This window comes from Paraburkholderia aromaticivorans (assembly GCF_002278075.1).
GTDB classification, from domain to species: Bacteria; Pseudomonadota; Gammaproteobacteria; order Burkholderiales; family Burkholderiaceae; genus Paraburkholderia; species Paraburkholderia aromaticivorans.
On the sequence record NZ_CP022990.1, the window covers coordinates 1,152,694 to 1,177,873 of the forward strand.

General features: G+C 63.2%; 22 protein-coding genes. 18 read left to right on the forward strand and 4 right to left on the reverse strand.

Translation table 11 applies throughout. The features are described from left to right. Positions 1 to 154: 154 nt before the first annotated feature. A protein-coding gene (locus tag CJU94_RS24885; RefSeq protein ID WP_095417314.1) for an IS5 family transposase occupies positions 155 to 966 on the forward strand; the annotation gives its coding sequence in 2 pieces (ribosomal slippage) (positions 155 to 494 and positions 494 to 966; 813 coding nt in all). 65 nt (positions 967 to 1,031) lie between these two features. Here the strand turns inward: CJU94_RS24885 and CJU94_RS24890 are convergent. Beyond that, positions 1,032 to 1,832 carry an alpha/beta fold hydrolase gene (locus CJU94_RS24890; protein ID WP_095421314.1) on the reverse strand — a complete coding sequence of 267 codons (801 nt, stop codon included), beginning with the start codon at positions 1,830 to 1,832 and terminating at the stop codon, positions 1,032 to 1,034. Continuing rightward, complete coding sequence (locus tag CJU94_RS24895) at positions 1,829 to 2,863, reverse strand: M14 family zinc carboxypeptidase (protein ID WP_095421315.1); 1,035 nt, start codon at positions 2,861 to 2,863, stop codon at positions 1,829 to 1,831. Before CJU94_RS24895 ends, CJU94_RS24890 begins: the two co-directional genes overlap by 4 nt. A gap of 291 nt (positions 2,864 to 3,154) precedes the next feature. On the opposite strand from CJU94_RS24895, the gene phnC reads away from it, so the two are divergent. The 4 genes from phnC (at position 3,155) to CJU94_RS24920 (ending at position 7,120) form a co-directional block, all read left to right on the forward strand. Then, a complete protein-coding gene (phnC, locus tag CJU94_RS24900; RefSeq protein ID WP_095422782.1) occupies positions 3,155 to 4,063 on the forward strand; it encodes a phosphonate ABC transporter ATP-binding protein in 909 nt (302 codons plus the stop codon). A gap of 41 nt (positions 4,064 to 4,104) precedes the next feature. Continuing rightward, the gene (phnD, locus tag CJU94_RS24905; RefSeq protein ID WP_095421316.1) at positions 4,105 to 5,082 is read left to right on the forward strand and encodes a phosphonate ABC transporter substrate-binding protein; all 978 of its coding nucleotides are present in this window, start codon (positions 4,105 to 4,107) and stop codon (positions 5,080 to 5,082) included. After that, positions 5,079 to 5,921 (forward strand): phosphonate ABC transporter, permease protein PhnE, encoded by an 843-nt coding sequence (gene phnE, locus CJU94_RS24910; protein ID WP_095421317.1) that lies wholly within the window; start codon positions 5,079 to 5,081, stop codon positions 5,919 to 5,921. Before phnD ends, phnE begins: the two co-directional genes overlap by 4 nt. Before the next feature lie 362 nt (positions 5,922 to 6,283). Then, the gene (locus tag CJU94_RS24920) at positions 6,284 to 7,120 is read left to right on the forward strand and encodes a DMT family transporter (RefSeq protein WP_095421319.1); all 837 of its coding nucleotides are present in this window, start codon (positions 6,284 to 6,286) and stop codon (positions 7,118 to 7,120) included. A 16-nt stretch (positions 7,121 to 7,136) separates the two neighbouring features. On the opposite strand, the gene pdxR is transcribed toward CJU94_RS24920, so the two are convergent. Further along, positions 7,137 to 8,642 (reverse strand): MocR-like pyridoxine biosynthesis transcription factor PdxR, encoded by a 1,506-nt coding sequence (gene pdxR / locus CJU94_RS24925; RefSeq protein ID WP_095421320.1) that lies wholly within the window; start codon positions 8,640 to 8,642, stop codon positions 7,137 to 7,139. 122 nt (positions 8,643 to 8,764) lie between these two features. On the opposite strand from pdxR, the gene CJU94_RS24930 reads away from it, so the two are divergent. The 9 genes from CJU94_RS24930 to CJU94_RS24970 all read left to right on the forward strand — a co-directional run bounded on the left by CJU94_RS24930 (position 8,765) and on the right by CJU94_RS24970 (position 19,010). Next, positions 8,765 to 10,048: a 4-aminobutyrate--2-oxoglutarate transaminase gene (locus CJU94_RS24930; protein WP_095421321.1), complete on the forward strand. Its 1,284-nt coding sequence runs from the start codon at positions 8,765 to 8,767 to the stop codon at positions 10,046 to 10,048. Between the two features lie 10 nt (positions 10,049 to 10,058). After that, entirely contained in the window at positions 10,059 to 11,519 is a 1,461-nt protein-coding gene (gabD, locus tag CJU94_RS24935) for an NADP-dependent succinate-semialdehyde dehydrogenase (protein WP_095421322.1), read from the forward strand. A gap of 543 nt (positions 11,520 to 12,062) precedes the next feature. After that, on the forward strand, positions 12,063 to 13,676 hold the full coding sequence (locus CJU94_RS24940; RefSeq protein WP_095421323.1) for a methyl-accepting chemotaxis protein: 1,614 nt from the start codon (positions 12,063 to 12,065) through the stop codon (positions 13,674 to 13,676). Between the two features lie 304 nt (positions 13,677 to 13,980). After that, positions 13,981 to 14,913, forward strand: coding sequence for a hypothetical protein (locus CJU94_RS24945; protein WP_095421324.1), 933 nt, complete (start codon positions 13,981 to 13,983; stop codon positions 14,911 to 14,913). Positions 14,914 to 15,291: 378 nt separating this feature from the next. Beyond that, the gene (locus CJU94_RS24950; RefSeq protein WP_095421325.1) at positions 15,292 to 16,830 is read left to right on the forward strand and encodes a methyl-accepting chemotaxis protein; all 1,539 of its coding nucleotides are present in this window, start codon (positions 15,292 to 15,294) and stop codon (positions 16,828 to 16,830) included. Between the two features lie 195 nt (positions 16,831 to 17,025). Beyond that, positions 17,026 to 17,331, forward strand: a complete 306-nt coding sequence (locus CJU94_RS24955) for a hypothetical protein (RefSeq protein WP_157763804.1) — start codon at positions 17,026 to 17,028, stop codon at positions 17,329 to 17,331. A gap of 842 nt (positions 17,332 to 18,173) precedes the next feature. Next, complete coding sequence (locus CJU94_RS24960; protein ID WP_244221068.1) at positions 18,174 to 18,425, forward strand: hypothetical protein; 252 nt, start codon at positions 18,174 to 18,176, stop codon at positions 18,423 to 18,425. Positions 18,426 to 18,466: 41 nt separating this feature from the next. Then, positions 18,467 to 18,721: a hypothetical protein gene (locus CJU94_RS24965; RefSeq protein WP_095421327.1), complete on the forward strand. Its 255-nt coding sequence runs from the start codon at positions 18,467 to 18,469 to the stop codon at positions 18,719 to 18,721. A 91-nt stretch (positions 18,722 to 18,812) separates the two neighbouring features. Next, positions 18,813 to 19,010: a hypothetical protein gene (locus CJU94_RS24970; RefSeq protein ID WP_095421328.1), complete on the forward strand. Its 198-nt coding sequence runs from the start codon at positions 18,813 to 18,815 to the stop codon at positions 19,008 to 19,010. A 40-nt stretch (positions 19,011 to 19,050) separates the two neighbouring features. On the opposite strand, the gene CJU94_RS24975 is transcribed toward CJU94_RS24970, so the two are convergent. Beyond that, positions 19,051 to 19,236 carry a hypothetical protein gene (locus CJU94_RS24975; RefSeq protein WP_095421329.1) on the reverse strand — a complete coding sequence of 62 codons (186 nt, stop codon included), beginning with the start codon at positions 19,234 to 19,236 and terminating at the stop codon, positions 19,051 to 19,053. 610 nt (positions 19,237 to 19,846) lie between these two features. On the opposite strand from CJU94_RS24975, the gene CJU94_RS24980 reads away from it, so the two are divergent. The 4 genes from CJU94_RS24980 (at position 19,847) to CJU94_RS24995 (ending at position 25,152) form a co-directional block, all read left to right on the forward strand. Next, complete coding sequence (locus tag CJU94_RS24980) at positions 19,847 to 20,833, forward strand: GlxA family transcriptional regulator (protein ID WP_095421330.1); 987 nt, start codon at positions 19,847 to 19,849, stop codon at positions 20,831 to 20,833. Between the two features lie 629 nt (positions 20,834 to 21,462). Continuing rightward, entirely contained in the window at positions 21,463 to 22,482 is a 1,020-nt protein-coding gene (locus tag CJU94_RS24985; protein WP_244221085.1) for a GlxA family transcriptional regulator, read from the forward strand. 50 nt (positions 22,483 to 22,532) lie between these two features. Beyond that, positions 22,533 to 23,915: an undecaprenyl-phosphate glucose phosphotransferase gene (locus CJU94_RS24990; protein ID WP_095421332.1), complete on the forward strand. Its 1,383-nt coding sequence runs from the start codon at positions 22,533 to 22,535 to the stop codon at positions 23,913 to 23,915. A 121-nt stretch (positions 23,916 to 24,036) separates the two neighbouring features. Continuing rightward, positions 24,037 to 25,152: a polysaccharide biosynthesis/export family protein gene (locus CJU94_RS24995; protein ID WP_095422784.1), complete on the forward strand. Its 1,116-nt coding sequence runs from the start codon at positions 24,037 to 24,039 to the stop codon at positions 25,150 to 25,152. The last annotated feature ends 28 nt before the right edge of the window (positions 25,153 to 25,180 follow it).

The following is a 25,180-nucleotide window of genomic DNA, read 5'->3' on the forward strand; positions in this document are numbered from 1 at the left end:
ATTCGCATGCATCGTCTGAAGGGGAATTATGCACCTGCCGACCACTATGCGAAGGATGACCGCACTTAGAAGCTGTTGCGAAATTAAGTTCTGGGGCTGTTAACTTTTCTGGCTTGGTGTTAACTTTCTGTCTTGTTTTGCCTGACAGGAAGCGATGTCTAAAGAACTCATAGACGACGAACTGTGGTCACTCATCGAACCACTTCTGCCTGCGCGAGCACCTCGCAATCGGCAATATGCCGGGCGCAAGCCAACACCCGACCGCGCTGTACTGACGGGCATCGTGTTCGTACTGCGCTCAGGCATTGCGTGGAATCTCCTGCCGCAGGAGATGGGGTGCGGCTCAGGCACTGCCTGTTGGCGACGGCTCGTCGCATGGCAGGAAGCAGGCGTCTGGCAACGCATCCACGAAACGCTGCTGGCCGAACTGCGTCGTCGTGGCGAAATCGATTTGTCGCGCGCGCTCGTGGACAGTTCATCGATTCGCGCCGTGCTGGCGGGAAAAAAACCGGCCCGAATCCCACGGACCGGCGCAAGCTCGGCAGCAAACACCACCTCATCGTCGACGCGCAAGGCATCCCGCTCGCGGTCATCCTGAGTGCAGCGAACCGCCACGACATTACCCAACTCGATGCGCTGGTTGAGGCAATTCCGCACATCAGAGGCAAGCGGGGGCACCCCTTGCATAAACCACAAATCGTTCAGGGCGACCGGGGCTACAGTTCCGAACCACATCGGCAACGTTTGAGAGAACGCGGCATCACGCCGGTGCTCGCAAAAATTGGCTCGCCCCATGGAAGTGGTCTCGGCAAAACGCGCTGGCCAGTCGAGCGTTCGATTGCATGGCTTCACTCGTTTCGACGCCTGAAAATTCGCTACGAACGTTATGCCCATATCCATGAAGCCTTCCTCTCTCTGGCTTGTGCCTTAATTTGCTGGACACGTCTCAAGCCAATGTTTAACTAATTTCGCAACAGCTTCTTAGGTTATACCCGCTGCCGCCTGCCGCGCCGCAAAGTCGGCGCCGCTATTCAAAGCACGGAGCCGGGAACCGCATGCTCCTCGCCGAGCCATGCGCGGACCTGCTCGCTGGTCCACACGGGGTCGTCGTGCGGCAGGTCGTGGCCGGCCCACGGATGCTCCAGGTGCAAAGCGCCCCACGCCGCCGCGAGCCGGGCCGAACACACCGGGTCGACCAGTTTGTCGGCGCGCGAGGAAAGAATCAGCAACGGGCATTCGGGTCTCGACGCGCCCGCGGTAAAACGTGCCGCGGCCCAGAGCTGCCGTAACGCGTTGCCGCGGCTCACGGGCGCGCTGCGGCGAATCCGGCTCCAGGCGTCGAGATCGTCGCCCAGCGTCTCCACGTTATTGCAGGTCAGCCGATGAATGCCGTGTTCCGCGCGCGGCGCGTCGCGCCAGTGCGCGGCCACGCCCAGCAGGCCCGGCCATGCCGAAGGGCGCAAGCGCTCCTGCATCCGGCTGACCGGCCGCATGCTGGTATTGATCAGCACCAGCCGTTCGATCTCGTAGGGATGCCGTTGCGCCCAGTCGGTCGCCACCATGCCGCCGAGCGACATCGCCAGCACGCAATACGGGCCCGGCATGCCGCTTTGCACAGCAGCATGGCGCACGAAGCCGACCATGTCGGCGACCGCCGACGGCGCGCGCAAATGCGCGAACGCGCCGTTGCCCGGCAGATCGAGCGGCAGCAGCCGGGCGGGCGCGCCCGTTTGATACGGCGGCTGGTTGACCGCTGCGTGCAGCAAGCCGGGCAAGCGCCCCCAGTGGCGGATTTCGCGCGTGAGTCCGCGCAGCAGAATCCACGTGCTCATAGGCTTTCCGGTTTGTACCAATGGTCGATCGCGCTTTGCAGCAATTGCTCGCGACGATTGCCTTGCGGCAGCCAGCGTTGCGACGAAAAGGCCGCGCGCGCCAGAAAGTCGAGCAGGTTGGCGTGACGCCGCAGCACGCGCGCGGTGCGATGCGCCTTGACCGGATTGAACATGCCCTGACGCGAAAACAACTGCCGCGGGTTCTTCTTGATCCACAGCCACGAGCCGAGTTCGAGGGTCATCGGCAAAAAGACGTTGGACGCGGGCGCGCGGTCGTACGCGAAATCCCACAGGTCGCCATGCAATAGATATTGATGGCTTTGCGGTTCGAACGCGTAGCCGTGATGAGGATGGGCGCGCTCGAACATGGTCTTCAGCACGTACATTTCCGGCAAATGCGGCATCAGCTTGCGCGTGCGCGCGTAGGGAAACCAGATGCTGTCGCTCCAGCCGTAGCCCGAATGGCAATCGAGCGCAATGCTCAATGGCCGCGCGGCCAGCTCGGTTGCAACCACGTGTAGCAGCGCGGCAGCCTCGGGTTCCATCGGCGCCCCGGCGCGGCCGCGATACCACGGCAGCCAGGCGCCCACGCGCTGACCGCCCGCCAGCAGCGGCACGCGTTCGTCCGCGTTCTGCGGCGCGTTGCGCATCAGATCGACGCCGTTGGGGTTGGCGCGCGTGGCCGCCCACATGCCGCCCGGGTTGACGATCGGCATAAAGATCAGACGAATCGACTGCAATTGACGCACCAGCAGCTCGTCCCACTCGAGCCGCGCGAGCAGCGCGCGCATGTAGTCGAGGACGAGTTGCGAGCCGATTCGCTCGAGCCCGTGAATGCCGCCGAAAAAGCCGATTGCCGGCGCCTGCGGGTCGGTAGAGCCGATGCTTGCGGTTTGAACGGCAAATCGCCGGCCGCGCACCGTCGTCTCGCAGACCGTGCGGATCGCGAAGCTCGCGCTGCCCTGATCGAGGATCGCCTTGAGATCTTCGTACTCCGCAAAACTGTCGGGAAGGAAGCTCAGAGGCTGCATGACGACGTCGAAAGGAATCGCAAGGTTATTGGGGACGGCACACCGATTGACGCAATATAGCCTGGCGCGGAGCAATCATGCTGAAGCGGCGTGAATGCAGCCGGATCGTGTCACACGCATGACATTTTTCACGCCGGCGAATGACTTCGCTCTGCCTTTCAGGCGACGCAAAGGAGACACGTGAAGATATAGTCGTCTAGACGTTGCGATGCCTTCACTCAACCGTCACAGACGCTTCCTAGAATGAGCCCCACACATGCCGGCAGTGGCCGGATGCATCAAGGGGTGCTTATGGACGCAATTCGGGAAGCAATCCGTATCGAACGGTTGAGCAAGACGTTCAGCAACGGCCGAAAGGCGCTGGACGAAATCGATCTGCGTGTCGAGCCGGGCGAGATGGTTGCGTTGATCGGCGCTTCGGGTTCGGGCAAGTCGACGCTGCTGCGCCATATCGCCGGCTTCACGGCGTCGGATGCGCAACCGTCGCAGATCGCGATCCTGGGCCGGCCGATTCAGCAGAACGGCCGCATCGTGCGGGAAGTGCGCAGCATTCGCCGCGATATCGGCTTCGTGTTCCAGCAATTCAATCTGGTGAACCGCCTCTCCGTGGAAAGCAACGTGCTGATCGGTGCGCTAGCGCGGCTGCCCTGGTGGCGCCGTCTCAGCGGGCGCTTCCCGCGTGCCGAGCGGGCGTTGTCGATGGCCGCGTTGAACGAAGTCGGCATCGGCGAACATGCTCGCGAACGCGCCGCCAACCTCTCCGGCGGGCAGCAGCAGCGCGCGGCGCTCGCCCGTGCATTGGTGCAGCGCGCGCGTATTGTGCTCGCCGATGAACCGATTGCCTCGCTCGATCCCGAGTCGTCGCGCCGCGTGATGGAGATGCTGCGCACGCTGAACATCGAGCATCGCCTCACGGTGCTGGTGTCGCTGCATCAGGTCGACATCGCGATGCAGTATTGTCCGCGCACGGTTGCGCTGCGCCGCGGCAAGGTGGTCTACGACGGTCCCTCCGCCGCGCTCACGCCGGCGCTGCTCAAGGCGCTCTACGGCGACGATGCCCGCGAACTGCTCGATGAAGCCGCCGGGAGCCCGGACGACAACAGCGAGGCCAAAACCGTTGCCGGCAACCTGCCGCTTCAGGACGCCGCGCCCGCCGCGGGCCGCTACGCGTTCGCTCTCAACCCGGCGCACTCGAACTGAGCGCGCCTCACCCTTCTGCTAACTCAACCGGGTCTCAAACAATGAAATTCCTGCGTTCGTTGATCACGCTGGCCGTCGGCGCGGCTGCTTTCGCCGGTGCCGCCACCGCGCACGCCGAGGACATCAACCTCGGCATCATTTCGACCGATTCGTCTTCGGTGCTAAAACAGCGCTGGGAGCCGTTGATTCAGGACATGAACAAGCAAACCGGCCTGAACGTCAAAGCTTTCTTCGCGACGGACTACGCCGGCATTATCGAAGGCATGCGCTTTAGCAAGGTACAGGTCGGTTATTTCGGCAATGCGTCGGCCATCGAGGCAGTGGACCGCTCGCAAGGTGAAGTGTTTGCAAAGATCCAGTACGCGAACGGCGACGCCGGTTACTACTCGGTGCTGATCACCAACGTGAACAGCCGCTTCAAGACGCTCGACGACGTGTTCAGGAATACGAAGGACGTCACGCTCGGCTTCGGCGATCCAAACTCCACTTCGGGCACGCTGATTCCCGGTTATTACCTGTTCGCCAAACACAATACGCCGGTCAACACCTCGTTCAAGACCGTGCTGCCGTCGAGCCACGAAGCGAATCTGCTGGCTGTCGTGAACAACAAGATCGATATCGCGACCAACAACACCGAGATGCTCGACACGTTGAAGAAAGAGCATCCGGACAAGTTCGCGCAGGTGCGTGTGCTGTGGAAGTCGCCGCTGATTCCGTCGGACCCGCTGGTGTGGCGCAAGGATCTGCCGCAAGCCACCAAGGACAAGCTGCGCAACTTCTTCCTGAACTACGCGAAGACCGATCCGCACGAAAAGGCGGTGATGGCGGCGATCACCGGTTACGGCGGCTTCGCTGCGTCGGCGGACGCGCAGTTGCTGCCGATCCGCCAGGTCGCGTTGTTCCAGCAGAAGCAGAAGATCGAGAGCGACGCGCATCTCTCCGACGACGATCGCAAGACCCAGCTGGCCGCGCTCGACGCGAAGCTGAGCGCGCTGAACACCGCGCAATCGAAGCAATGAACACGGCCGATCTGACCACGCCGCCTGCGCGCGCGAGCGAAATGCTCGCCGCGCAGGCGGCGCATCAGCCTGCGCCGGTTGCCGGCAAACGCAGCTGGCTCTCGCTGCTCGGCTGGATCGCAGTGCTCGCGGTGTTGGGCGGCGCGTGGCACGGCGCCGACATGCGGCCGCTCGATTTGCTGAGCGACTCCGGCAACATGGGCCAGTTCGCCAAAGACTTCTTTCCGCCCGACTTCGCCGAATGGCGCAGCTATCTGCACGAGATGTACGTGACGCTTTCGGTAGCGGTGTGGGGCACCGCCCTCTCACTCGTGTGCGCGGTGCCGTGCGGGCTGATGTCCGCCCACAACATCGCGCCGATGTGGGTGGTGCAGCCCATGCGCCGCATGATGGACGCGTGCCGCGCGATCAATGAAATGGTCTTTGCCATGCTGTTCATCGTGGCGGTCGGCCTCGGACCTTTTGCCGGCGTGCTGGCGCTGTGGGTGCATACCACCGGCGTGCTCGCGAAGCTGTTCGCCGAAGCGGTCGAGGCGATCGATCCGCGTCCGGCCGAAGGCGTGCGCGCCACCGGCGCAACCAGTCTCGACGAAATCGTCTACGGCGTCTTGCCCCAAGTGCTGCCGTTGTGGATCTCATACGCGTTATATCGCTTCGAATCGAACGTGCGCTCGGCGATGGTAGTCGGCATGGTCGGCGCGGGCGGCATCGGCGTGGTGTTGTACGAAGCGATCCGCTCGTTCAACTACGCGCAGACCGCCGCTGTGATGATCCTGGTGATCGTGGTCGTGACGGTGATCGACCTCGCGTCCGCGTGGCTGCGCGAGCGCGTGACCTGAGGTTGCAGGCGTAACGGCTGCGGCTGCGGCTGCGGTCGCGGTCGCGGTCGCGGTCGCGGTCGCGGTCGCGGTCGCGGTCGCGGTCGCGGTCGCGGTGGGAAGTTTGCCCAAGGAGCACCGCTTCGTCGACTTCTCACCCGCCTCTCAGCCCTCTCACCCGCCACCGCCGCACTGCGTTTCGATCTGCATGTCCGGCAACCCGCCGGGGCTGGCAGCGTCTCATTGACGCCACAAATCGCCGCATTTTTCCAATTAAACCCCCTCCAATCGAGTCGTCCACGCTTCTATTGCGGCGTTCTGCTGGAATAATCACGGGCTTGCGGCCCGCAACCGGGCCTTCGCTCCCCTCTCCCCGGTCTTCGATGGAAACCTTTGTCGTTTTGCTGGTGCTGCTCTCCGCCTTGCTTCACGCCACGTGGAACGCGTTTCTGCATCTTTCGGAAGATCGCGTCTGGCTGCTCGGCATGATGGCGATTCCATATATCGCCGTGAGCGCGGTCGGCGTGGTCGTGCTGCCCATGCCCGCGCCGCAGGCGTGGCCGTATATCTTCGCGTCGGTGGTGCTGGAATTCGGCTATCTGCTGGCGCTGATTCGCGCCTATAAAAGCGGCGACTTCGGCCAGATCTACCCGATTGCGCGCGGCCTTTCGCCGATGCTCGTGTTCGTCGGCGCACTGGTCTTCGCTCATGAAGCGCTCAAGCCGCTCGCCGCTGTCGGCGTGGCGCTAGTGTCGATCGGCATCGTCTCGCTGGCGTTTCGCCGCGGCATGCGCTTTTCCGGCGAGAGCGTGCCCTTCGCGCTCCTGACCGGTCTGTTCATCGCCGCGTATTCGGTGGTCGACGGAATCGGCGCGCGCGTGGCGGGCAATGGCCTGAGCTACATCATGTGGGTCTATCTGATCTGGAATATCCCGCAGTTTCTGCTCGCCTGGCACTGGCGCGGCGGCGCGAAGGGGCTTTTCATCGGCCGCGCCGTGGTGCTCAAGGGCATTGCGTCGGGCGTGCTCGCGCTGAGCGCGTACTGCCTGATCATCGAGGCTTACCGCTATCTGCCGATCGCGATGGTCTCCGCGCTGCGCGAGATGAGTTCGATCTTCGCGGTCCTGATCGGCTGGCTGTTCATGCGCGAGCAGCTGACCACGCGGCGTATCGTTGCGTGCGCGCTGGTGACGTTGGGGGCGGTGCTGATCAGGATTTGAATCTCAGTCGCCCCCCTCACGCAAACTCCGGCAACATCGCGTCGATGGCATCGGCCAGCGTGTTGAATGCCGGCGCGATCTCCTCATCCGGCACGCACGCGTAGCCGATCAGCAAACCCGACGGCGCCAGCGAAGGTTGCGCGTAATACCCCGACAACGGCCGCACGACGATATTGCGCTCCAGCGCGGCGGCCGCCACCAGCCGGTCGTCACTGCCGCCGGGCAACTGCATCACGAGATGCAGACCGGCGTCGCCGCCCACGGCCGGCAATGCATCGCCGTAACGGTGCGCGGCGGCGTCGAGCAGCGTCTGGCGGCGCTGCCCGTAGAGCGTGCGCATCTTGCGGATATGCGACGTGAAATGCCCTTCGGCAATGAACTCCGCGAGCATCGCCTGCTGCAGCAACTGCCCCTCGCGATACAACTCGGCGCTCGCCGTGGCAAAGCTTTCCGCCAGCGCTTCCGGCACGACGAGGTAGCCGATGCGCAACCCCGGAAACAACGTCTTGCCGAAACTGCCCACGTAAATCACTTGCCCCGACGTATCCAGGCCCTGCAATGAGGCGAGCGGCCGGCTGCCGTAGCGATATTCGCTGTCGTAATCGTCCTCGATGATCCAGCACTGGTTCTGCCGCGCGTATTCGAGCAGCATGCGGCGCCGCGCGAGACTCATCACCATGCCGAGCGGGTATTGGTGCGAGGGCGTGACGAGCATCAGCTTCGGCGGCTGCGTGAGGTCGTCGGCGCAAGGATTGATGCCTTCCTCGTCGACCGCGATCGGCCGCGATTGCAGGCCGGACACGTGCATGACGCTGCGCACGCCCCAATAACAGGGGTCCTCGGTCCAGATCACGTCGCCCGGATCGGACAGCAGCCGCACCGCAAGATCGACCGACTGGTGAATCCCGGTCGTGATGATGATCTGCTCGGGCGTGCAGCGCACCGAGCGCGAGGTGCGCAGATAGTCGGCCAGCGCGTGCCGCAGCGAAGCCAGTCCGCCCCCAGGCGCGTAAGTGAGCAGGTCCGGACGCAGGCGGCGCCAATACTTGTTGTGCAAGCGGCTCCAAACACGCGCCGGAAACTTCGTGACATCCGGCACGCCGGGCATGAACGCGCCCCATTGACGCTTGGACACACCCGCGCCCGCCACCAGCCGCGCGCCGCGCGTGGAGAGCGCGCGCCTTGCCTGCAGCGGCAACGGCTCGGGCCGCGCGGCGGGCGCCTCGGCATCGGGCGCGCCGACGATCTCGTCCGGGGCGCTATCGGCGACGAATGTGCCTCGCCCGGTCGCCGAACTCACATAGCCTTCGAGCACCAGCTGCTCATACACCTGCGTGACGGTATTGCGCCCGATGCCCAACTCCTGCGCCAGCAAACGCGACGACGGCACCTTGCTGCCCGGCGGCAGTTCGCGCGACAGGATCGCCTGCTGTAAGAGCCGATGCAACTGGCGATAGATCGGCTGGCCATTGCCGCGGTCGAGGCGCTGGGCCAGCCAGTCGGACAAAACGCTCGCGCGCATTGATTGGCTCCTATATTTTTATTGAAATGGCTCTGAAGTTAAGAGCCAAATCTCATTATAGTCGCTGCATGTGCTGCGCTGTGGGCGTGGCGTCCGCAAACCGAGGAGCGAAGGAGATGACCATGAAAAATGCCGAACTGAAGAGCCGCAAAGACGCAGCCACGCCGCGCGGCGTCGGAGTGATGTGCGATTTCTACGCCGAGCGCGCTGAAAACGCGGAACTGTGGGATATCGAAGGCCGCCGTTTCATCGACTTCGCGGCCGGTATCGCTGTGTGCAACACGGGCCACCGTCATCCGAAGATCGTCGCCGCGATTCGCGATCAGCTCGATCATTTCACCCACACCGCGTATCAGATCGTGCCGTACGCGTCGTACGTCGAACTGGCCGAGAAGCTCAACGAGCGTGCGCCTGGCGACCATCCGAAGAAAACCGCGTTCTTCACGACCGGCGCCGAAGCCGTCGAAAACGCGATCAAGATCGCCCGCGCCGCCACCGGCCGCCCTGGCGTGATCGCCTTCACGGGCGGTTTCCACGGCCGCACGCTGATGGGTATGGCCCTGACCGGCAAGGTTGCGCCGTACAAGATCGGCTTTGGTCCGTTCCCGTCGGACGTGTTCCACGCACCGTTCCCCAACCCCCTGCACGGCGTGACCACCGCCGACTCGCTGAAGGCCATTGAATTCCTGTTCAAGGCCGATATCGATCCGAAACGCGTGGCCGCGATCATTTTCGAGCCGGTTCAGGGCGAAGGCGGTTTCTATCCGGCGCCGGCCGAGTTCGTGCGCGCCTTGCGCAAGCTGTGCAATGAGCACGGCATTCTGCTGATCGCCGACGAAGTCCAGACGGGTTTCGCACGCACCGGCAAGCTGTTCGCCATGAATCACTACGACGTGGTGCCCGATCTGATGACGGTCGCCAAAAGTCTCGCCGGCGGCATGCCGCTGTCGGGTGTGATCGGCCGCGCGGAGGTGATGGACGCCGCGGCGCCCGGCGGCCTCGGCGGCACGTATGCGGGCAATCCTCTGGCGGTGGCCGCGGCGCATGCGGTGCTCGATATCATCGACGAAGAGAAGCTGTGCGAACGCGCCACGCTGCTGGGTGACCGCATCAAGGCCAAGCTGATCGCGCTGCAAAGCGAAGTGCCCCAGATCGCTGACGTGCGTGGTCCGGGCGGCATGGTCGCGGTCGAATTCTGCAAGGCGGGCAGCACGGAGCCGGATGCGGAGTTCACGAGGCGCGTGCAGACGCGCGCGCTCGAACGCGGCTTGCTGCTGCTCGTGTGCGGCGTCTATTCGAACGTGGTGCGCTTCCTGTTCCCGCTCACGATTCAGGACGCGGTCTTCGAGGAAGCCATGGCGATTCTCGAAGACGTGATCAAAGATAGCGTCGCGATCACGGCTTGAGGAACGACACGTGAGCACATTGACCTTGAAGGACCCGACGCTTCTGAAAACCCACGCCTATATCGCGGGCGAATGGCAAGGCGCGGACGACGGCTCGACCTTCGACGTAAAGAACCCCGCCACGGGCGAAATCATCGCGACGGTGCCACGCATGGGCACGGCGGAAACCCGCCGCGCGATCGACACGGCCAACGCCGCGTGGCCGGCCTGGCGCGCCACCACGGCAAAGCAGCGCGCGGTGATCCTGCGTAAATGGCATGACCTGATGATGGACAACGCCGACGATCTGGCGAAGATCCTCACCACGGAACAAGGCAAGCCGCTCGCCGAAGCGAAGGGCGAGATCCAGTACGCCGCGTCGTTCCTGGAATGGTTCGCGGAAGAAGGCAAGCGCGTGAACGGCGACACGATCCCGACGCCGGCCGGCGACAAGCGCATCGTCGTGACGAAAGAGCCGATCGGCGTTTGTGCGGCCATCACGCCGTGGAACTTCCCGGCGGCGATGATCACGCGCAAGGTCGGTCCGGCGCTCGCGGCGGGCTGCCCGATCATCGTCAAACCGGCTGAAGCCACGCCGCTCTCCGCGCTGGCGCTCGCGGTGCTGGCCGAACGCGCGGGCGTGCCGCGCGGCGTGTTCAACGTCGTGACCGGCGAGCCGAAAGCGATCGGCGCGGAAATGACGGGCAATCCGATCGTGCGCAAACTGTCGTTCACCGGTTCGACGCCGGTCGGCCGTCTGCTGATGGCGCAGTGCGCGCCGACGGTCAAGAAGGTGTCGCTCGAACTCGGCGGCAACGCGCCGTTCATCGTATTCGACGACGCGGATCTGGATGCCGCGGTGGCCGGCGCGATTGCGTCGAAGTATCGCAATAGCGGCCAGACCTGCGTGTGCACGAACCGTTTCTACGTGCACGACAAGGTTTACGACGCGTTCGCCGAGAAACTGCGCGTCGCCGTCGAGCAGCTCAAGGTGGGGCGCGGCACCGAAGACGGTGTCACGCAAGGGCCGCTGATCAACGAAGCAGCCGTGCTCAAGGTCGAGTCGCATATCGAAGACGCGCTCGCCAAAGGCGCGCGCATCGTCACCGGCGGCAAGCGTCATGCGCTCGGCCATGGCTTCTTCGAGCCGACCGTGCTCGCGGATGTCACGCCGTCCATGAAGGTCGCGCGCGACGAAACCTTCGGGCCGCTCGCGCCGCTGTTCCGCTTCTCGTCGGACGAGGAAGTGATCCGCCTCGCCAACGACACCGAGTTCGGCCTCGCGTCGTACTTCTATAGCCGCGATATCGGCCGCGTCTGGCGTGTCGCCGAAGCGCTCGAATACGGCATGGTCGGCATCAACACGGGCCTCATCTCGAACGAAGTCGCGCCATTCGGCGGAGTCAAGCAGTCGGGCCTGGGCCGCGAAGGCTCGCATTACGGCATCGACGACTACGTGGTCATCAAGTACCTGTGCGTCGGCGGGATCTGAGCCTTTAGCGCAAAGGCTCGGCTATTCGACCGACGCCGAAGGCTACGCCGGCAGCATCCTGTTGCGCGTAGCCTTCGTGAGGCGCATCCGGCGCGCGGACCGGCTCTCGCGCGCGAACTCCCTCTCTCCCTTTAGGGCTGCCGCCAGGCTCTCTGGCGGTAGCCTGTTACGCTCGTTGGGCGTGCGCGCACGTACCGCGCGCCGAATCGTCGTTCGGCGCACGAGTTGCTGATTCGCCGCTGCGCCGCACCATTAGCCTTCCCCTCCAGCACTTGTGAACCAGCTTGGGCGCGCGCACCACGCACCGTCCATCGTCTCGGGTTCAGCACATCCTCGTACTCCGGCTACCGCCTGCGACGCACCTGAGCAACCGACCGAACCAAGGGTTTCACAGGACGAAACTTTCACTGCTACCCGCCGATAACTCGGAAAGGAACGCACCGGACACCGGGCACTCCACCGGCGCCGCCCGTCGGACCCATTTGCGCGCCGCCTCGCGTGGCAACCCTGCGCGATTCTCATCCGCTTGCAAGAGGACTCAGGATGCACAAGCTCAGTTTTACGCAAAGACTGTGGCTGCCACTGATCATCAGCCTCGGCGCGTTGCTCGCCGTCTCAGTGTCGGCAGCGTGGCAGTCGCGCGAAACGCGCATCGAGGAACGTAAGCACGACCTCACGAACGTCGCGCACGTCGGGCTCGGCATCGTGAAGGAGTATGCGGCGCTGGCGCAAAGCGGCGCGCTGCCGGAGGCGGACGCCCGCAAGCAGGCGCTCGAACGCCTGCGCGGCATCCGCTATGGTGAAGACGGCTACTTCCTCGTGATCGACTCGACGCCGCGCATGGTGATGCATCCCATCAAGCCGGCACTCGATGGCAAGGATCTCGCGTCCAGCGCCGATGCCGACGGCCGTCACCATTACGTGACGTTCGCGTCGGTTGCGCGGGCGCCGGACGGCGGCTTCGTCGACTACGTGTTCCCGCATCCGGGCGCGGCGGCGGCACAGGCGGTCGGCAAGATCGGCTACGTGGTGCGCTATGCGCCGTGGGACTGGATCGTCGCGACCGGCGCCTATGTCGACGATATCGACGCTGCGTTCATGCAATCGCTGTGGCTGATCGGCGCGGTCTTCGTGGCGGTCTCGGTCGTGCTCGTGACACTCGTCGCGCTCACGAACCGCAGCATCGTTCGCACGCTCGGCGGAGAGCCGGCCTATGCGGCGAACGTGGCGGACGCGATCGCATCAGGCGACCTCACGGTGGCGATCCGCACGCGCGAGGGCGACACGTCGAGCCTGCTGCACGTGATGCAGCGGATGCGCGACGCGCTGACGGGCACCGTACGCCAGCTCAAGCATGCTTCCGACAATGTCGCGTGCGGCGCGAACGAGATCGCGAACGGCAATGCGGATTTGTCGTCGCGCACCGAGAGTCAGGCGGCGTCGTTGCAGGAAACGGCGTCGAGCATGGAGCAGATGACGGCGATGGTCCGCCAGACCGCGGACCACGCGCGCACCGCGAGCGAGCTTGCGGCCGGCGCCGCGGAGATCGCGAACCGCGGCGGCGACATGATCGCGCGGGCCGTCGCGGCGATGAAAGCCATCTCGAACGAATCGGGCCGCATGGTCGAGATTATCGCCACGATCGAGGGCATTGCTTTCCAGACCAACATCCTCGCCCTGAATGCCGCGGTCGAAGCGGCACGCGCGGGCGAGCAAGGCCGCGGCTTCGCGGTCGTCGCGGGCGAGGTGCGCAGTCTCGCGCAGCGCAGCGCGAGCGCGGCGAAAGAAATCCGCCTGTTGATCAGTCGCGCGGTGGACAGCGTCGGCAGCGGCGCGACACTGGTCGAAAACACCGGCTCGACGATCGATGAAGCGCGCGACGCGATCATGCGCGTCACCGGCGTCGTGCAGGAGATCGCGGCGGCGGCCGCCGAACAGAGCGCCGGCATCGACCAGGTGAATCTCGCGGTCACGCAGATGGACAGCATGACGCAGCAGAACGCGGCACTCGTCGAGCAGGCGGCAGCCGCGGCGCAGTCGCTGAAGGAGCAGGCAACGAGCCTGCAACGCGCGGCCGGGGCATTCCATGTGGACGACGCCGGCGGCCGCGCACCGATCGCGACATCTTCGGGGCAACGCCGCGCCGCGTTCGCATAAGCCGCCCCGCCGCGATGCCGGCCGCCGGATCCCCGGCTACCGCGGCCGTGGCTCCCGCATGCTCCCAAGGCTGGCAAGCATGCTCCACTGACCATGGACCACAGGTCCGGACACGCCGCCGCTTCGAACGACGTCGATCGGCGGTGCGCGAGTACCATCGGCCGATTCCGGACGATTAGAAAACAGCGGCGATTACGGATGTACAAACCACCCTACTGCCTGCAAAAATGCGGGGCAACCGGCGCGCCACGATCCGATCCAGGCACGGTGCCCCGCAACCTCAGCCAACAGTAGGAGGACGTCCATGGGCAGGCTTATCCAATCCCCAGCCGGCAACCGCAGCGCGCGACAGTGGGCGATGGCCGCGCTGCTGGCAGCGTCCTGCTGCCTGTGCCAGAGCGTCTTCGCACAAGCAACCGACAACGCGGCAGGCCTGCGCGACAAATACCAGAGTCTGACGCAGCAACTCGCGCACAACCAGTTCCAGCGACCGCTGTATCTCGAATCGCAGGAGTTGCCCTCGGCGCTCAAGGGCGATATTTACGGCGTGCTCAACTATCCGTTCGCGACGGTCAACGGCACGCTCAACGACCCGGCTCAGGGTCCGGCCAACTGGTGCGACGTGCTGATCCTGCATCTGAACACCAAGTATTGCCATGCATCGACGAGCGCGAGCGGGACGGTCCTCGCGGTGAACATCGGCAAGAAAACCGAGGAATCGCTTTCCTCGTCCTACCGCGTGCAATTCAACTATCACCCGGTCGCGAGCAACCCGGATTATCTTCGCGTGGAGCTCTCCGCCGCCACGGGGCCGCTGAGCACGAAAGACTACCGTATCGTGATGGAGGCGGTACCCGTGGGCGATAACCGCACCTTTATCCATTTGACCTACGCCTACGGTTACGGCACGGCGGGACGCCTTGCGATGAAAACCTATCTGGCGACGATCGGCAGCGACAAGGTCGGCTTTTCTTCCACGCCTGATTCGTCGGCGGGCGAAACGCAATTCGTCGGCGGCGTGCGCGGCCTGGTGGAGCGCAACACCATGCGCTATTACCTCGCCATCGACGCCTATCTGGCTGCGCTGTCCAGCCCGCCCAACGCCCGCCTCGACAAACGTCTCGCCGACTGGTTCGACGCGACCGAGCGGTATCCGCGGCAATTGCACGAGGTCAGCCGCGCCGACTACATGCAAATGAAGCACAACGAGTATCAACGTCAGCAGACCGCCCAGTAGGTCGCGCGGCAGGCGGCGGCCGGGTTCGGCCGGCGGCCTGCCGCGTAGCTGACATCGCAGGCGGTTTCAACCGCCGTCCACCACGTCCGGGGAGCGTGTGATCCCGCGCCCTGCCTGGGCGACCTCCATCACTCGCCCGCAGCGGCGCTCCAGTCCGTCTCGCCGACACGTTGCACATGGCTGCCAATGGTGAATGATCGCCATCACCGGCAGTGAGGCACAGCCCTCGTCCGCATTCGGCCCATCGTGGTCTCAGGTCGAAACCTGTGGGGATGAAGGTCGCGCGCGCCAACCAAAAAAACGCTAAAGGTTCAACTACGCTGGTCGATATATGTACCATATAGTTAATTTTGCATGTCCGCATGCCGGCCACATTCTATGAAAATTTCGACCAAACTGATTCTGATTGTCGGCACCGCATTGGCCGGCGTGGCAAGCATCGCGGCGCTCGCGCTGTCACAACTCGACCATGCGCTGATCGAGAGCCGTCAGGCGCAGATTGAAACGCTGCTGACCAAAGCGGAACACCTCGTGCTGTACTACCAGTCGCTCGAAGGGAGCGGCAAGATGAGCCGCGACGAAGCGCAGGCCGCCGCCAAAACGGCGCTCAGTCAGTTGAACGCGAACAGCCAGAGCTACTACTGGGTGACCAATACGGACAGCATCAACCTGGTCCACCCGAACCCGAGTCTCGTCGGCACCAAGACGGGCGGCAACAAGACCACATCCGGCGATCTCACGGACACGCAGGCCTATCAACAGGGACTCGCCAAACGACACGTCGCGCTGGTGGACGTGCTGGTCAAGCGTTCCCAGGACGGTCCGCTCGAAGGCAAATTACAGGGCGTGGTCGCCATTCCGGCATGGCAATGGTGGATCGGCACAGGGTTTTTCTATGACGACATTAGCGCGGCCTACTGGAAACTCGCGCGAATGTTGATCGCGATCTCGCTTGCGATCTTTGCCGCGGTCGGCGGCATGGCGTGGGTCATGACGCGTAGCGTGAAGCGCGAACTGGGCGGCGAACCGGCCGATGCCGCGGCGTTCGCGGCGCAAATCGCCTCGGGCAATCTGGCCGCCGCGATCAAGCTGGAACCGGCTGACCGCTCGAGCTTGCTGTACGCGTTGAGCCAGATGCGGCTGCAGTTGCGCGAACTGGTGCAGGGCATTCAGCGTTCGAGCGATTCGATTGCGACCGGCTCGGGTGAAATCGCGCAAGGCAACACCGATCTGTCGCAGCGGACCGAAGAGCAGGCTGCGTCCTTGCAGGAGACGGCGGCCAGCATGGAACAGTTGACGGCGACCGTAAAGCAGAATGCCGACAATGCGCGCCAGGCGAGCCAGCTAGCGGTGCTCGCGACGGATGCGACCCAGCGCGGCGGCAATGCGGTCGATGAGGTGATCGGCACGATGCAAAGCATCGCCGACGAATCGCGCAAAATCGGTCAAATCATCACGGTAATCGAAGGCATCGCGTTCCAGACCAACATTCTCGCGCTCAATGCCGCGGTCGAAGCGGCACGGGCCGGTGAAGAAGGACGCGGTTTTGCGGTGGTCGCGGGCGAAGTGCGCACGCTCGCGCAACGCAGCGCGGCGGCCGCGAAAGATATCAAGGAGCTGATCCATTCGTCCGTTGCGCGCGTCGACGACGGCACCGATCAGGTGGCGGTCGCGGGTGAACGGATGAGTGAGATCGTAGAGTCGATCCGGCGCGTGAGCGACATCATGGGTGAAATCGCCGCGGCGTCGATCGAGCAGAGCACCGGTATCGAGCAGGTGAATCGTGCGGTGTCGCAGATGGACGAAGTGACGCAGCAGAATGCGGCGCTAGTCGAACAGGCGGCTGCGGCTGCGGCATCGCTCGATGAGCAGGCCGCCCGGTTGCAGACGATGGTCGGCACGTTCCGCGTTCAGTAGCACCACGCAACGGCTCCTGCCCACCGCGGCGCGCGTCGCTCATGGACGGGTGCGCGGTGCCGCGATCAACGCACCCGGTACACCGGTTCGCAAGCCGTTCGCAGGCAATGGAGGCCGGCATCTCCATGTAGAGAGAAAACAAGGTATAGTCCGCAAACGCAGGATTTCGATTACTCCATTCTGATGGATCTGAATATGATTCCAATCGGTGCAGCATCCACCCTACTCGGCGGCGTCAGCAGGGTCATCAGTTCCGGGCTGTCGATGCTAACAGGCAAAAGCTCCGCGAGCGAAGCCAGCCAGTCGAGCTTTGCGGCGCATCTGAAGTCGGCGACATCATCCAAGAGCACCGCCGTAAAAAGCGTGCATCACCACGTGCCTGCCACGGGCAGCACAGTGAGCGCATTGGCCGGTGCTTCGTCATTGCCGACACACGCCACGGCTGGTGCCGGTACGACTCCGGGCGTCGCCACCGGCTCGGTCATCAATACCAGCGCGTAAGCGGCCACCGGAACCCGACCACCGGGTAACGCATTTGCGACAGGCGTTACCCTCGAGCCGCTGTGCAAGCCCACAGACGCGATTGGTCAAGGCATACCCGTTCGAGAATTCGCCCCGTCTGCTCGGCGGGGTCAACGCATCCGTCAGATTCCTCTGCACGCTTCATCGGCGTTGCGACTCGAGGTCCTCCTCCGTATTGCCGCGCCGTCAGCTTTCGCTATAGACGGCTGACACTCGTGCATGCCGCTCCAGCCTCGAAGATTCAGGCTCATCCCGCCTCGACGGACCCGACTTCGCGTCCAGTTCTGTCAAAAACTTGATGCAATCCGCCGCCTGCGTCCGCAGCCTGCTTCGAAAGACTAAACTCAGTCCCGGTCTTTCGAGGGGGCTGTCTCAGGCGAACCCCACCCCTCGAATTTTTAGCCTGCCGCTCCCCCGGGCGGCGGGCTCTTTTTCGTCCGCATTCGTCTTCGTGGCGAGGCGTCATGAATAGCCGCAGAGGGCCCGCGCGCTTCGAAGGTCGTGCTCGGTGCGCGCCATATGCCCGGCCATCGATCGAGTATCGATCTCGGGAAGTCGTTGCTGGACGAAATTGACAAAAGCATGGCCGCATCCGCCACGTCATAGCCGGCTTCTAACCAGAGCGGCTTGTCGTGGCGCGCCAATCGAGCAACTCACACGCAACCGCCGTTCGCTTCTTTGTCTTTCCGCATAAGGCTTTTCGGCGCATTCGAGTGTCTCATCGACGATGCCTCCATGCGATCGCGGCCTCTTCCAGAGCGACCTGTCTAGACCAAGCGAAATCCTTCTTAGTTGTGCGAGACTTCCATCGACCAGAACTCGTGTTCTTCACCACCGGGGTCGACATGGATGAAAGGGTGACTTACGTGTACGAGTACACAGGCGGATTCGGCACCTACCGCACGACGGGCTCACGCGCGGCCCAGCAACTTCCTCTCGTAGGAGACAACGTCACGATGAAAGTCGACGAAATGGGATTCGACGGCGTTCTCAAAGTCAAGTCACGGCTTTTCCATTACGACAAGGCGGGCTCGTTGACCGTCATTCTAAGTCTGTCCCATACCGTCGCCTGAAAGGCCGGTTGCCCGCACTACCTTTTTGAATAGAGACAATCATGGAAGATATTCAACAGATGCGGATGCAACTTCTCGCATACCAGACGCTGATTGCGGCGCTACTGGCGAAAACATCGCCGACCATCGGCGAACTCGAACGGGTGCGTCGTGCGATCCGGCGCAGCGCGACGTTCCATCCGATGGAGGAGCATAGTCGCGATTCGGCGGGCGAATACGCGGCGGCGATCGAAGACGTGTTTCTCTCCGCATCGATGGTCATTCAGGATCTGAGAGATCCTCCTCCTGCGTCCTGACGGCGATCTTTGCGCACTTGCTCCCGCGGACGATTCGGCCGCCTATGCCGTGGTTCGAAACAGTCCGTTCCGCACCGCATTCGAGGAAACCATGCAGCTACCCAGCGTCGATAATTTTGTCAAAGACCCGAGACTCGGCATTACGTACAACATTTGCGCCTATCGCAAACTCTCAGGAGAAGAGATGATGCGCGCCGTACAGGTGTTCACCCAGCAACAAGGTGGGTATCGCCCCAGGCAAGGCACGGTCGTCAAGATCTTTTCGGTGATTGGACTCAATGAGAGCTAGCCGCGTCGGGTCGCCATGGATCGACTGGCAGTCAACCGGGTCAATTCAGCATCGAAAGGAGATCGGCAACGCTCACGTTGGGCAATTGTTTGACTATCATGTCCCAGAAGATCGCATCGTGCATCGCGCGCGCTTCCTCGGCCGTTCTCCAGTGCCGCGCGCCGACGATCGAATCGGCGGTCTCGCTGGCGGCGTCAACGATGGTCTTGATGTCTTCTTTGTGCATGAACGGATTAACGGCTACGCGGGCGGCTAATTTAGGCTCTTGCGCAATCGTTTGCCTAAAATTCTATGAGCCATCGATTCCAGGCTAGCCTCAACGCCGCCGGGTCGGTCCTCAAATCAGAACGCATATGCCGGCGACCGACGCGATTCTATCAATTCCGGTTCGGCCTGCCATGTTCCGGCCGTTACCGGCAAGATTCTGTCCGGACGCGACCTGCCGCACCGGCCTCGCGGACCTGATTTTTTAGACATATGCGACGACATGCCATTCTTCCCATCCATTACATACGACCACACAATCGCCTCACAAGCGCAGCACCGCCTCAAATACGAGTTTCATTCATTTGACATACACGATTTCCGAAAAGGCGTCATGCATCCAGTCTCGCTTTTCTCCACATATGGCTTGCGCCAATTCAATTTCCGGCTGCTATATGCACCGCAATGGCGAATTCGCTAGCCATTCAATGTCACCAACTGCCAACCTCCTGGCAGAATCGGCAATACAATAATGGCGTCAGTATCATTTGTATAACATACGCCGACAAATAGAAATGACAGGGTGTCGAGAGAACGCCTTTGCTGGCCACAACATTCCGGGGAAAAACCAAATGGAGCTGTTAGAAGCAGAGCCGCGTAGTTCGAGGCAAAGCGCCATGCCGGCGCAAACAGGCGCGCTGACTCGCGTCGATATCGCGCTGTTCAATGACTTTGCGCTGCCGAAGGTCGCAGCGCTCATCGAGATCTTCCACAAGGCGAACGCACTCGCCGCGTCGCAGCGCTGGGGCCGCGCGCGTTATGACGTCTCGCTGATTTCCGCCGCGGGTGGCCGCGTCGCGAGTTCATCGTCGGTGTTCGTCTGGACCGAGAGCGTCGACGCCTACAGAGGCACGAACGACACGCACGTCGTGTTCATCGCAGGCGGCGCGGGCGCACAAAGCGCGTGCACCGACGAACGCCTGCGCAACTGGCTGCGCCACCGGCATCCGCTCAGCGAGATCGTCCATCCCGTCGCCGAGGGTGTGCTGCTGTTGGCGGCAGCAGGGCTTTCCAGCCGTTACGATTCGCCGCCGCGCGGCGGCACTGAAGCATCCGCTGCCCTCGCAGCGCGGTCGCGGCGCGTGGCGCCAACGGCCGTGGGCGTGGCATTGCGCATGATCGAAAGAGACCTCGGCCCGGAGTTGGCTCGCCAGGTGGACGATTCCATCGCACCCCAGCAGGAAACACCGTTCAGTGCCTCCATAGCCCGCAGCACGGCGCCCCATGTGAGCGAAAAAATCCTGGCGTCGGCCCGTTGGCTGGAGGCCAATATCGATCGTCCGATCTCGATCGACGACGCGGCGCGCCTCGCGGCCATGAGCGAGCGCAACTTCTTGCGGCGCTTCAGAAACGAGATTGGCATGACGCCTTCCGACTATCTCCTTCGTGCGCGTCTGAACCTCAGTTGCCGGATGCTCGTGGAGTCGCGTTTGCCCATCGACAAGATAGCGCGGCGCTGCGGGATCGGCAGCGGCAGCCAGCTATCCAAGCTGTTCAGAAAGTATCTGTCGACCACGCCCACCGACTACCGTCAGACTCAGGAAGCCTGCCCCGAGTAGCCACCCCAGCGCGCTGTCCGACTGGCCCCGCAGGGGCCGCAGCTATCTGCTGCAATTCGGCTTCACGAGAGGCCTGCGGCGACGCGAATCCGAGACGAATAGAGAAGCCGCCTGCGCGCGGCGCAAGCGCGCTCGCTATTGGTATCGGCGGCTATCGGCGCTATCGGCGCCGCGCGCGAGCCTCGTCGATTTGCCGCACACGTCCCGCCGCACAACAATGCTCAATAAATTTCCTTTGAAAAATCGGTAATTTATGCCAGTCCTTTTGACCGCCAATTCATTTAATTGAGCTCGGCAAGCGAGCGGCATTGAAAGCGAAATCCGTTTTCATTCGACTACGTCTTTTCGCATACCGAACTCTCCCGCGGTATTCACTCCCCCGACACAAAGGGATTCGGGAATTTCCGCGCGCTGCTTCGCGGCGCTGGATGCATTCCAGCCGGCCAAATTGCCGCTCAACCCTTCTTGATCGATTCAGACAAGAACATGGTTGAATCAGACGCATTCATCTGATCAAAGCCTCCCCGCGAATATGATGCGCTGCAGAAAACCTAATTTACATATTAGTGCCGGGGGCCAGCGATATGGAATATGCGACTGATATAACGAGGAAATCAATTCATCTCATGATGGGCCGCAGCATCGGCTTGGCACGCCGTCGCAGACAGGTTGTGATTCTCCTTTTCGAAGGATTCTCGCTCATTCACATGGGGCGGCTCGCCGAGACATTCAGTCTTGCGAACCGTCTTCGGGATCCTGAGAACGCAGTGCACAACTACTACGAACTGCAGTTGCTGTCCGCGAGCGGCGGAGCCATCCGCTCGTCGTCGGGCGTGTTGATCTGGACCGACGCGGTCGATGCGCACTACGCCAAAGACGTGCATGCGCTGTTCGCGCTCGGCGGCGCCACGGCCCTGCCTGCCGCAAACGACGAACGGCTGCTCTCCTGGCTGCGCAACACCTATCCGCACGCGCAGGTGGTTCAAGGCATCGGCGGGGGACACGGCGCTCTCGAAATGGCCGGCCTCGAGCCGAAGGTCGTCGCGCCGACGGAGATGGCCGGCCCGTCGATGCCGCCAGGTACGCTATCCGCCACGAGGACGGCCGGCATGGATGCCGACGCAGGGGTCGCGCTGACCAGCGCGCTGTCCGTGGTCAAGCGGGATTGCGGCTACGAGACGGCGAGCCAGGTGGCGCACGACCTGCTGCCCGCCACGCCCAAGCAGTTCACCCAGTCGGTCTTCGATTCGCGCGAAGCACGCGCCAGCGACCTGATTCGCTCGTCGGCGCATCACCTGCGCGTCAACAGCGAGAACCGCGTGTCGATTGCGGAAGCCGCTCAGGCCGTCGCGATGAGCGAACGCAATTTCCTCCGCCGCTTCAAGCAGGAGATCGGCGTGACGCCGACCGAGTTCGTCCTGCGAGTCCGCCTCGAAAAAGCCTGCCATATGTTGGTGGATACGGACCTGCCCGCGGACAAGATTGCGCGGCGCACGGGGCTCGGCAGCGGCGATCGGCTTGCGAAGCTGTTCCGCCAGCATCTGTCGATTTCACCGACGGAGTATCGAACGATCGAACGCAACCGCCTCGCTGATAACGAGTCGTCCCAACCGGACGTGGTCAGGCGGATGCGCCGCCCTGCTTCGTAAAGATCGAGAGATCGCGGGACCGTTTACTCCCCGTCGCCACGGAGATTCTCATGAAACAAGCTATCGCCCGCCTGGTCGATACCGGGTGCATTGCGCTCGCCGCTGTCGTCTCGGCCCATATCGCCGCGGTGCAGGGCCCGGAAAACAGACCACTGCAATTGCTGTTCGCGATCGTGATCCTGCTGTCGTCGACCGCCTTGCTGCCGGCGCTCGGCGTTTACGCTGTAGCGCCGGCTCGGGCGCTACAACGTCTATACGCGCGACTGCTTCCGGCATGGCTCGCCTTGCAGTTCGCCGGCCTGCTGCTTCTGCTGTCGATGCACCGGCAGGACACCGCGCTGCTCTCGTGGATCGCATGGTGGACCGGTATCGGCGCGGTCCTGATCGCGTCGTGGCGACTGGCCGCTTCTGCGTTGCACTCTTCGCTGCGCAGTTTCAGGCTGCATGTGCGCAATGTCGTGGTCGTGGGCCACGGCGAATACCTGAAGCAGATCGTCGCGAAGGTCGACTCCAGCCAGCAAAGGAATTTCCGGGTCGCGGAGGTGGTCGAGTTGCACGGCCCCGACGGGCGCACCGGCACGGACGCCGGCAGGCATCGCGACATGGAGCTCGCTCGCCTCGCGACCCTGGCAGGGTCCGGCGGAGTGCATGAAGTGTGGCTTGCGTTGCCGTTGTCCGCGCACGCGGCGGCCGCCCATTGCATCGAAGTGCTGAAGAGCACGCTGGTGGAAATACGCCTCATGCCCGACTTCATGCCGCTTGGCCTGTATGCCGGTGTCGCGTCGCTCGACACCCTCGATATCCCATCGCTCAGTCTGTCGCCGTCCGCCATTTCCGGCGAAGCAATGACCGGCAAGGAAATTTTCGACAGGACGTTCGCACTTGCCGCTCTCATCGGGCTTGCCCCGCTGTTCGTCGTGATTGCGATCGCAATCAAGCTGTCGTCGCCGGGCCCGGTCTTTTTCCGGCAGCGCCGCAAGGGTCTCAAGGGTCGCCCGTTCTGGATCTACAAGTTCCGTTCGATGCGGGTTCATTCGGAAGAGCGTGGCGTGGTGCGTCAGGCAACCCGCAACGACAGCCGCATCACGCCAGTGGGCCGCTTCCTGCGCCGCACGAGTCTCGACGAGTTGCCGCAATTCATCAATGTGCTGCGCGGCGAAATGTCGATTGTCGGTCCCCGTCCGCATGCGCTCGAGCACGACGATCTTTACGAGCCGTTGATCTCCGGCTACCTCGACCGCTATCGGATCAAACCGGGCATCACCGGATGGGCGCAGATCAACGGCTTCCGGGGCGAGACGGACGCGCTGGAGAAGATGGCCGGACGCGTCGAATACGACCTGTACTACCTGCGCCATCGCTCGTTCCGAATGGATATCAAGATCGTGCTGCGCACCGTCGTTCGCGGGTTCTTCGGCAAACAGGCGTACTAACCATGACGTGGAGCCGCGGACCGCGAGAAGGAGGTCGGCGAGCCCAATCAAAGGAATCGGAGTGAAGCAATTGAAAGTCAGGTCCAACGCGTTGCGTCGCGGCGGCGTCGAGATATTTTCCATGAGCCGGCTGGTTTGGATCGCGGCGCTCCCACTCGCCCTGTCCGCCTGCACGATAGCGCCCGGCATGAAGATGCAGAAGGCACCCAGCTTGCCGATGAACAGTGCGACTGAACAGGCGCCGGCAGAGCAGTTGCCGGTGCCGATGACCGAAGTGACCTTGTCGTCGATCGATGAAATCAGAAGCGAAGCCGAACGCCGCGACGATGCCAGCGCGAGCGCCCTGCTCGGCCGCGGTCATGCCTATACGATCGGGGGCGGAGATGTCTTGCAGATCACGGTCTGGGATCATCCGGAACTGGCCGCGGCGCTCGGTGCCCAGCCGCCCGCGAATGCCCGCACGTATGACCCGCCGCCGGGGTTTGTCGTCGACGACGCGGGCTATCTGCAGTTTCCGTTCGTCGGCAATATTCATGTCGAGGGCATGAAGGTCGACGAGGTGCAACGCAAGCTCGCGACGGAGTTGGGCAAGTCGTTCCACGACCCGCAGGTGACGGTGCGCATTGCGTCGTTTCGCGCGAAGCAGGTCTATGTGGACGGCGAAGTCCGCACGCCGGGAGCGCAATCCATCAACGATATCCCGACCACGCTGTACGACGCGATCAGTCACGCGGGCGGCTTCAGTGCCGCGGCGGACCAGAGCCGCATTACGCTGACCCGCAACGGCCGTTCGTACGACATCAACTTCACCGGCATGCTGCAACGCGGCCTGAATCCGTCGACCATCATGCTGCGTCCCGGCGATCTGATACGTGTGTCGGCCCGGGAAGAAAACGGCGTGTTCGTGCTCGGCGAAGTCACCAAGCCCGTTACCGCACTGCCGCTTCGGAGCGGTCAGCTGACGTTGAGCGACGCGCTTTCGCAGGCGGGCAGCATCAACTCGGCGACCGCGGACGCCGCGCAACTGTACGTGATCCGCGGGCTCGGCAAGGACGCACGGGTGTTTCACCTCGACGCCGCGTCGCCCGTTTCGATGATCCTCGCCAACCGCTTCGAGCTGCAACCGAAGGACGTCGTCTATGTCGACGGCAACGGGCTGGTCCGCTTCAGCCGTGTGCTGAGTCTTCTGCTTCCCGCCATCAACGCGGGCCTGACTGCGGGGCTGGTGACGAAATGACCACGACCTCGCGATTCCTCCCGAACCG